6 protein-coding genes and 1 pseudogene are annotated in these 8,719 nt (G+C 35.7%); 5 read left to right on the forward strand and 2 right to left on the reverse strand.

Annotation, left to right across the window (positions count from 1 at the left end; translation table 11 throughout):
• Positions 1-125: 125 nt before the first annotated feature.
• The gene (locus ON07_RS11980; RefSeq protein ID WP_010231769.1) at positions 126-1,184 is read left to right on the forward strand and encodes a glycosyltransferase; all 1,059 of its coding nucleotides are present in this window, start codon (positions 126-128) and stop codon (positions 1,182-1,184) included.
• Here ON07_RS11980 and ON07_RS15425 read toward each other — a convergent pair.
• A pseudogene (locus ON07_RS15425) lies at positions 1,122-2,202 on the reverse strand (sensor histidine kinase). The gene ON07_RS11980 and the pseudogene ON07_RS15425 overlap by 63 nt on opposite strands.
• A complete protein-coding gene (locus tag ON07_RS11990) occupies positions 2,202-2,885 on the reverse strand; it encodes a response regulator transcription factor (protein ID WP_010231772.1) in 684 nt (227 codons plus the stop codon). The pseudogene ON07_RS15425 and the gene ON07_RS11990 overlap by 1 nt, the downstream one beginning before the upstream one ends.
• Positions 2,886-3,189: 304 nt before the next feature.
• Here ON07_RS11990 and ON07_RS11995 point away from each other — a divergent pair, with 304 nt between their 5' ends.
• From ON07_RS11995 to ON07_RS12005, 4 genes are all read left to right on the forward strand, one after another.
• Positions 3,190-5,970, forward strand: coding sequence for a TonB-dependent receptor (locus ON07_RS11995; RefSeq protein ID WP_010231775.1), 2,781 nt, complete (start codon positions 3,190-3,192; stop codon positions 5,968-5,970).
• A 40-nt stretch (positions 5,971-6,010) separates the two neighbouring features.
• Entirely contained in the window at positions 6,011-6,892 is an 882-nt protein-coding gene (locus tag ON07_RS17215) for a hypothetical protein (RefSeq protein WP_237708917.1), read from the forward strand.
• A 29-nt stretch (positions 6,893-6,921) separates the two neighbouring features.
• Positions 6,922-7,965 carry a hypothetical protein gene (locus tag ON07_RS17220; protein ID WP_237708918.1) on the forward strand — a complete coding sequence of 348 codons (1,044 nt, stop codon included), beginning with the start codon at positions 6,922-6,924 and terminating at the stop codon, positions 7,963-7,965.
• A 194-nt stretch (positions 7,966-8,159) separates the two neighbouring features.
• A complete protein-coding gene (locus ON07_RS12005) occupies positions 8,160-8,498 on the forward strand; it encodes a T9SS type A sorting domain-containing protein (protein WP_010231777.1) in 339 nt (112 codons plus the stop codon).
• The last annotated feature ends 221 nt before the right edge of the window (positions 8,499-8,719 follow it).

Raw genomic sequence — 8,719 nt, forward strand, 5'->3', positions numbered from 1 at the left:
TATAATTTTTGGCAAAATTAGCTAAAATAGCTTAGAAAGTCATTATGAGGTTCTCACCTGTTTTGAATAGTTTCAATAATTATTTTGAGTTCCCAATTTCAACAATGGGTTAACTATATTTGAAAATGCCGAAAAAAAGGATTTTAGTAGCTCCCTTAAATTGGGGTTTTGGCCATGCCACGAGATGCATTCCAATTATCCAGGAACTAATTCTTCATGATTTTGAGCCTGTCTTAGCATCAGATGGAGCTGCTCTAAAATTACTTCAGAAGGAATTTCCAGCTTTAGAAGCCTACATATTACCGGAATATAATATCAGCTATTCCAAGAAGGAGGCTTTTTTTAAATGGAAGCTACTACTTCAAACTCCAAAAATTATTGCTGCAATTAGGAAGGAAAAAAATGTAACCGAAAAATTAGTCCGCTCCCAAAATATTTCCGGAATAATATCTGACAACAGATGGGGCGTGAGAAGCGAAAGGATTCCATCGGTTTTTGTTACCCATCAGCTAAATGTGCTTTCTGGTTCTTCCACCATATTCAGCAGTAAAATTCAGCAACATTTGATTTCAAAGTTTACAGAATGCTGGGTTCCCGATGTTGAAGAAAACCCCAATTTAAGTGGAGAAATGGGGCATCTAGATCAACCTCCATTTCCAATTAAATATATTGGACCTTTAAGCAGGTTTTCTAAGAAAGACCTTCCTATTAAATACAAATATGCCATCATACTATCTGGTCCCGAACCTCAGCGGGGAATTTTAGAGAAATTACTTCTGAAAGAATTTGAACGATTTTCATCTCCTATTACACTAATTAGAGGGGTGTTAGAAAAGGAAGTAAAGGTTGAAAAAATTGGAAATCTTAAAATCTACAATTACTTGTTTGGAAAGGAATTAGATGAAGTTTTAAATAGTAGTGAAGCTATAATTTGCAGGTCTGGTTATACCAGTATTATGGACATTGCAAAACTGGAGAAAAAAGCATTTCTAATTCCAACTCCCGGGCAACCAGAACAGGAGTATTTAGCAAAAAGACTTGCGGAACATGGTTTGACTGGCAGTTGTCATCAAAATAATTTCTCTTTAGAAAAACTAGAAAGTTTAGAAAACACGACAGGCTTAAGATTTAATCTTATTCCCTCTAGTTTTAGTGCTGTTTTTGACCTTTTCCAGAGTGAATGAAAATTCGCTACTTACACCATAAACACTTTCTACATAAATTTTCTCATTATGAGCTTCCAGAATATGCTTGACGATAGAAAGCCCCAATCCTGAACCTCCTTCTTTACGGGATCCACTTTTATCTACTCTAAAGAAACGCTCGAACAATCGTGGGATGTTAGCTTTCTCTATACCCTCTCCATTATCTGAAACTCGAATTATCACCTTGTTTTTAATTAGGTTCTCGATACTAACTTCAGTAGTGCCGCCTTTTTTTACCATATTTAATAGAGTTCACCACTAAATTGGAGATCACCTGTTGCATTCTATCCATATCGGCATTTACCATAACAGGTTTCTTATATGGTTGATCGAAAACAAGAGAGATATTCTTTTTTGCAGCTTTCATCTCTAAAAGATCAAAAACATTCTGAATTAATTCGACTATATTAAAATTCTCTTTATTCAAATGAAGATCACCGGTCTCGAACTTCGTGATCATATCCAGATCTTTGACAATATAAATGAGTCGCTCTACTCCTTTACTCGCCCGTTGCAGGTATTTTTTACGTACTGCTTTATCTTTCATTGCACCATCCAACAGCGTGAGGATATAGCCTTGAACCGTAAATAAAGGTGTTTTGAGCTCATGGGATACATTCCCCATAAATTCCTTCCTATATGTCTCTCTAATTTGTAAGGTTTCAATCTCCAACTTTTTACCTTCCGCAAATCTTTCAACTTCCTTGGTAAGCGTAGCCATATCTGTAGTGATCTGGCTAGGATCTAAAGTGCTTGCGTCCAAAAGCGCAACATTATCGTAGATATTCTTAATTCGTTTGTATATAAAATGTTCTACTCTATATTGAATTATAATAAAAGAGATCAAAAAACAAACGAACGCAAAACCCAGCGTTGGCCAAATTAAAAATCCTGATGTTAGTAAACTAAAAATGCCCACGATCAAGGTTAGAAATATTGATAGATATAACGAGGTCTTTAAAGAAAATTTATATGAACGTTTAAAACTTTTAGCCATTAAATTACAAACTTATAACCTACCCCTTTTACCGTTTTAAAACTATCGTCCCCTATCTTCTCACGCAGTTTCCTGATGTGAACATCTATAGTTCTTCCTCCTACAACCACTTCGTTGCCCCACACATTATCTAAAATGTCTTCTCTTTTGAATACTTTTCCCGGCTTAGAAGCAAGAAGTGAAAGCAACTCGAATTCTTTTCTTGGCAAGATAATTTCCACATCGTTATTAATGATTTTATATTCATCCCTATTAATAACCAGATTTCCAACCTTTACAATATTTGAGGAAGGATCATTTTCCTTGAACCTTCTAAGTAATGCATTTACCTTACTCACTAATACTTTTGGCTTGATTGGCTTGGTTATGTAATCATCGGCACCTGCATCGAACCCTGCCATTTGAGAGTAATCTTCGCTGCGTGCAGTTAAGAAGGTAATCATAGTATCGGCTAATTCCGGTATTTTTCGAATTTGCTCACAAGTTTCAATCCCATCCATCTCCGGCATCATAACATCTAGAATAATAAGTTGCGGTTTTTTTTTCTTAGCAAGTCTAACAGCTTCTACGCCGTCTTCAGCAGTGATCACATGGTAGCCTTCCGCAGAAAGATTATAACCAACGATTTCCAAAATATCCGGCTCATCGTCCACTAATAATATTGTTATGTTTTTTTTCTTCATGAATTTTGAAACTATATGTTCGAATTACATAGGTAAAGATAAAATTAATCTTCCATAGTATTATGCCAAACCTTATTGATAACAGTTAGGTAACAAACCAATTTTCAGCATACTTAGTTCTCACATGAACAATATCCATAGCTGAAGCGGTAAAAAATCAAAAAAAAATAGAACGTGCTTAAGTTCTCTCCTCTAAACAATATGATAACATTGAAACTGCCTTCATTAACTCAATGGTAAAGTTTAGTTAAGCTTGTTCTTGCAAGAGCTCTGTTAATTTGTATCGTCGATATAAACTAACATAATGAAGAAATTTTTATTACTTATTACACTACTAATTAGCAGTTTTTCTCAAGCTCAAGAAACCAAAAATGGTAGCATAGCTGGTAAACTGATGGACAAGGAAATTAAAGGCGAAACGCTGCCTTTTGCTAATGTTATTATTAAAGGAACCAATTTAGGAACCACTACAGATATTGATGGACTTTATGTTATAGAGAATTTAAAACCCGGAATCTATACCGTTGTTTTCAGTTTTGTTGGGTATGAAACATTAGAAGCGCCAAATATTACTGTAGTTGCAGATAAAGTAACAGAAGTGAATACCGCCTTGGGTTCCAGTGCAGCTTCTTTAGATGAGGTTGTTATAAAAACAGTTTCCAGAAAAGATTCGCAGGTAGCCTTATTACTAGATCAGAAAAAAGCGATAGAGATCAAAGAAAGCATCGGAGCCCAGGAATTAGCCAAAATGGGGGTTTCTGATGCTGCTACCGCAACAACAAAGATATCCGGGGTAACCAGTAGCGAGGCTTCAGGAGATATTTTTGTTCGTGGCTTAGGGGATAGATATTTAAACACTACGATGAATGGCTTACCAATCCCTTCAGATGATGTAGAGCGTAAAAACATAGATTTAAAATTATTCCCTACCAATATTATTCAAAGTGTAAGTATAAGCAAAACCTATGCTGCACAAAACTCAGCCGATGAGGCTTCTGGAAATGTAGATGTTAGCACCCGAGAATTGTTGGGGATTCAGGAACTAAGCGCAGGTTTAAAAGTTGGTATGAATACCAATGCTATTGGAAATGCTAATAATTTCAAGGCATCTCCAAATTACGATAATGTTAATCTTGGTTTTTACTCTCGAGATCTTAAAACCAGAGATGCACTTACGCAGCAAACTTGGAATACTCAAACTGCAGATCTTCCTTTGAATTATGAATATTCCATTACCGCTGGTAAAAAAATTGGAGAAAACTTTAAGGTGCTTTTTACAGGCTCGCAAGATGTTGCTTATGAGCATAGACAAGGTGTTTTTAGAGAATTTAGGGCCAACTTTATAAACGATTCTATTACAGATGCCGAAACCTTTGCCAAAAGTGTGAATACTACCGGCTTATTAAATGCTTCCTATCAAATAGATGAAAATAATGAAATTAAGGCCACCAGTTTATTCATTAATAAACTTACCGATGAGGTTTTTGAAGGCGGTAGAAATGGCGAGGCCAGTATTTTTGAAGAAACCGAACCTGTAGAAGATCTTTCTCAATTTATAAGAGACCAGAATATTAAACAAACCCAACTATGGGTGAATCAATTAGCCGGAGAACACCAATGGAATCCAAAAAACATTTTAACATGGGGAGCCGGATACAATAAAGTTGATGCAGATGAGCCTAACAGAATTAGAAATGAGGTAAACTTCAACAATAACCTTGTTCAATTAGGAAGAACTGGAGGATTTCAGCAGAGAAAATCTGCACAGATCATTAATGATGAAGAATTTAATGGGCTTCTACAAAACCATCTAACTATTATTGATGAAGACTTAAAAAACCTAAGTTTCAATTTTGGATGGAATTACCGAAATAAAGAGCGAAATTTTGGCTCTCAATTCTTAGGTCTGGAAGAGGCTACACTAAATGCATTGAACCCAACTTCTATAGATAATCTTTCCAAAGTATTCACCTTAGAAAATCTTCAGAACGGCACCTTATTAATAAACAGATTAGATCCAGACAGGTATTTAGCAACCTTAGAATCTACTGCTGGTTTTTTAACTGCCAATTATGGGGTTGATAAAATCAACATTAATATAGGAGTGCGTTACCAAAAAGATGATTTAAATGTAAAATACGATGTAGGAAACATTCCTGGAAGACGTGGAGAATCGGATAAATCTTATAATAATTTTTATCCAAGTATTAATATAAAATATGCAGCTACCGAAAGCACTAATTTTAGAATTGCAGCTAGTAAAACAATTACATTACCCGAATTTAAAGAGATCGCTCCTTTCGAATATGTGTCTCCAACGGGACAAGTAACTCGAGGGAATCCAAATCTAGAAGCTTCTACAAATTACAATTTAGATCTAAAATGGGAATTCTTTCCAAGCGTAGATCAGCTAATCTCGTTAACCGGATTCTATAAAAATATTGAAAACCCTATTAGTAAAGTTCAGGATAGAGGATCTGCCGGAGTATTCTCTTTCTTTAATTCAGCCGAAAAGGCAGAAATTTTTGGACTAGAGGTAGAAACTAGACTAAGCTTATTAAAATCGGAAGAAGAATCGGGTTATAATCTTGATCTAAATTTAAATGCTTCCAGAATGTGGCATTCCCAAGACCTAAAAGAACTAAGGGATGCGCAAGGAAACTTTATACGAACTTTTAGATATAAAGGGCTTACAAAAACAGATCTTCAAGGAGCATCAGATTGGATTTTCAACGGTTCACTAAACATTTCAACCAATACTCCAAATGCATTTCTGGCTAGTGTAATTGCAAACTATGCTTCAGATAAAATATTCGCTTTGGGAGCTCCGGAAATCCAAACTCAAAGTGATCTATTTTATAATGATGCCATTATAGAAAAAGGCTTTGTATCTCTAGATGCACTTATTAGTCAGGAATTAGGAGAGCATTTCAATCTCAAACTAACAGGGAAAAATATACTAAACCCGGAAATTAAAAGAACCCAAAACATTAAACCAAGTACTATAGGAATCGAAACTACCGAAACCGTAAGATCTTATACTCGCGGCGCAACAATTAGCCTAGGAGTTGGATATAAATTTTAAAAACAAACCAAACAATTAATCAAATTAAACTTTTAACAAAATGAAAAAATCAATTAAAAGTATCGCACTTATCACAAGCATGCTTTCAGCGCTGTTCTTTGGAAGCTGCAGTAGTGACGACAATTTCTTCGATGAAGGAGATCAAGGAGGAACACCGGTAGTTCCAATAGTTAATGATCTTAATGGAAGTCTTGCCCAAAATCTTACATTAGATTCTAATATAGCTTATAAATTAACAGGTTCTTTTAGTGTAGAAGCTGGCGCGAAGCTAACCATCCCTGCAGGAACCAGCATTACAGCTAATGTTGGACAAGAAATATATATCGTTGTGAAAAAAGGGGCACAAATAGATATTCAGGGAACCCAAAACAATCCCGTTATAATGTCATCTGCAAATGGAAACCCGGGAGATTGGGGTGGTTTAGTTCTTTTAGGAGATGCAACAACGACTGAAGGTATAGAAGCTACTGCCGAAGTTGGAGGTTTTATTTATGGAGGAAACAATGATTCTGACGATTCTGGTTCTATTAGATATTTGATTATTGAAGGAGCAGGAGCTCAAATAAATGCCGACTCCCAATACAACGGATTAACCTTATACGCAATTGGATCTGGAACAACCGTAGAAAATGTGGCTTTATTAAATGGTGCAGATGATGGAGTAGAGTTTTTTGGAGGTACAGTTTCAGTAAAAAACCTTTACTTAGAAAATAACGAAGATGATGCTATCGACTGGACTGAAGGTTGGAATGGAACGGTAACCAATGCTTATGTTTTGCATACGATTGCAGGGTTCTCTACAGCTGTAGAAGCAGATGGTTTCAATAAAAATCCTAAGATTATTAATCTAACTGCGATCTCTTCTAAAGGGGGAACTGCCTTACAATTTAAAAAAGAATCTGGGGCAACAATTTCAGCCTAGCCTTAATAGGCTACGACACTTCTATAGATATGAAGGATAACGGACCTATTGCTAATGTGCTTATTGAAGATGTGGTAGCCGATCCAGGTAAATCCTATACAGATGCGGCAACCGTAGATATTGCACTGTTTAACTGGATAAATAACAGAAGTGCTGTAGAAGCCACGGTACTACAAGGTGTTATTGAAGGAGAGCTTACATTAAATGCAGATGTTTCATATGATTTAACTTCTTCCTTAATCGTAAAAGATGGTGGAACATTAACTATTCCGGCGGGAACAAAAATTACTGCCAGAGATGGGGGAACAGATGTATATATAGCAGTTCTACAAGGAGGCAAAATAAATATTGATGGATCACCAGAAAAACCAGTGGTAATATCTTCTAAAAATGCAATGCCAGGAGATTGGGGCGGACTTACAATTGTAGGGAAATCGACAACTACTGAGGGCATAAACGCAACTGCGGAAGTTGGAGGGTTTATCTATGGAGGATCAGATGATGCAGATAATTCCGGAAGTATTAAAAATTTGGTGATCCTTGGATCTGGCGCACAAATTAATGCAGACTCTCAATACAATGGAGTTTCCCTATATGCAGTAGGCTCTGGTACTGTTTTAGAAAACATTGCAGTAATAAATGGTTCTGATGATGGGATTGAGTTTTTTGGAGGAACGGTTTCCGCAACAAACCTTTATTTTGAAAATAATGAAGATGATGCCGTAGACTGGACAGAAGGATGGAATGGAACGGTAACAAACACCTATATTTCTCATACTAAAGCAGGCTTCTCGACAGCTTTAGAAGCCGATGGATTAAATAAAAATCCAAAGCTTATTAATTTCACTGCTATTTCTACAGTTGGGGGAACAGCGCTACAGTTTAAGAAAGAATCTGGGGCATTAATCAACAATGTTTACATAGAGGGTTACCAAACTAATTTAGATATGAAAGACAATGGCCCGGTAACAAACGTAAAGATAGATGGAGCTAGCGCCAGTGCTACAGGCAATTACAGGACGGGAACTAAGGTAGAAATAGCTGGGTGGTCTTGGAGAAATGCAAGATTATAAAATAAATTTCCAGCTGAAATAGCCTCAATTTGTTGAGGCTACCAATTAAATTAACAAAAGAGATGAGACGTAACTGTCTCATCTCTTTTGTTTTAGGATTGAAATATCAATTAAATATTTTATCTTTAACTATGAATTAATGGTATCATTTTTGAATAATTTATTGTAGATTTACAAATGCCAACGTAAAAAATATGAAAAAATTCTACATCTTAAGTTTATTATTGGTTAGTTTTCTGTTATTCACACCTCAGTTGATAGCTCAAAACACAGCGCTTCCTGCGTTTACTACAGAAAAGCCTATCGAGGGTCTTTCTATTTATCCTAACCCTGTGGTTGGCAGCAAAGTATATATTACTTCCAATAAAAATCAAACGAAAGAAGTAGAGATTTATAATGTTTTAGGTAAAAAAGTACTAATTGCTCGTGTAACGGGGAAAGAGTTAGACGTTTCAGAACTTACTCCTGGAATCTATATTTTAAAAATTAAAGAAGGCGTTACACAAGCTACCAGAAAATTGGTGGTCAGGTAATTTCCAACATACATAAATTAAAAAGCTTCTATTCTTAGAAGCTTTTTTTATTTCAAACATACCCTTTTGTGTTCTGAGTTAATAATTCGTCACCCTGAGACCTGAGATAAAAAAATTATCTAGAGTAGGAAATTGACGGATAATGATTCCTAGCAGATTTCATCGTCTTAAGAGCTTCTTTTTTGCAAGTGTAGTGCTTCCTCGGCGTAAAATTTTTGAAG

Source organism: Gillisia marina (assembly GCF_000258765.1).
Lineage (GTDB): Bacteria > Bacteroidota > Bacteroidia > Flavobacteriales > Flavobacteriaceae > Gillisia > Gillisia marina.

What these genes read in the sequence shown, in the direction of transcription:
- ON07_RS17215 (WP_237708917.1), top strand. Translation starts at nt 6,011, where the DNA reads ATGAAAAAATCAATTAAAAGTATCGCACTTATCACAAGCATGCTTTCA.
- ON07_RS11980 (WP_010231769.1), top strand. Translation starts at nt 126, where the DNA reads ATGCCGAAAAAAAGGATTTTAGTAGCTCCCTTAAATTGGGGTTTTGGC.
- ON07_RS11995 (WP_010231775.1), top strand. Translation starts at nt 3,190, where the DNA reads ATGAAGAAATTTTTATTACTTATTACACTACTAATTAGCAGTTTTTCT.
- ON07_RS11990 (WP_010231772.1), bottom strand. Translation starts at nt 2,885, where the DNA reads ATGAAGAAAAAAAACATAACAATATTATTAGTGGACGATGAGCCGGAT.
- ON07_RS12005 (WP_010231777.1), top strand. Translation starts at nt 8,160, where the DNA reads ATGAAAAAATTCTACATCTTAAGTTTATTATTGGTTAGTTTTCTGTTA.
- ON07_RS17220 (WP_237708918.1), top strand. Translation starts at nt 6,922, where the DNA reads ATGAAGGATAACGGACCTATTGCTAATGTGCTTATTGAAGATGTGGTA.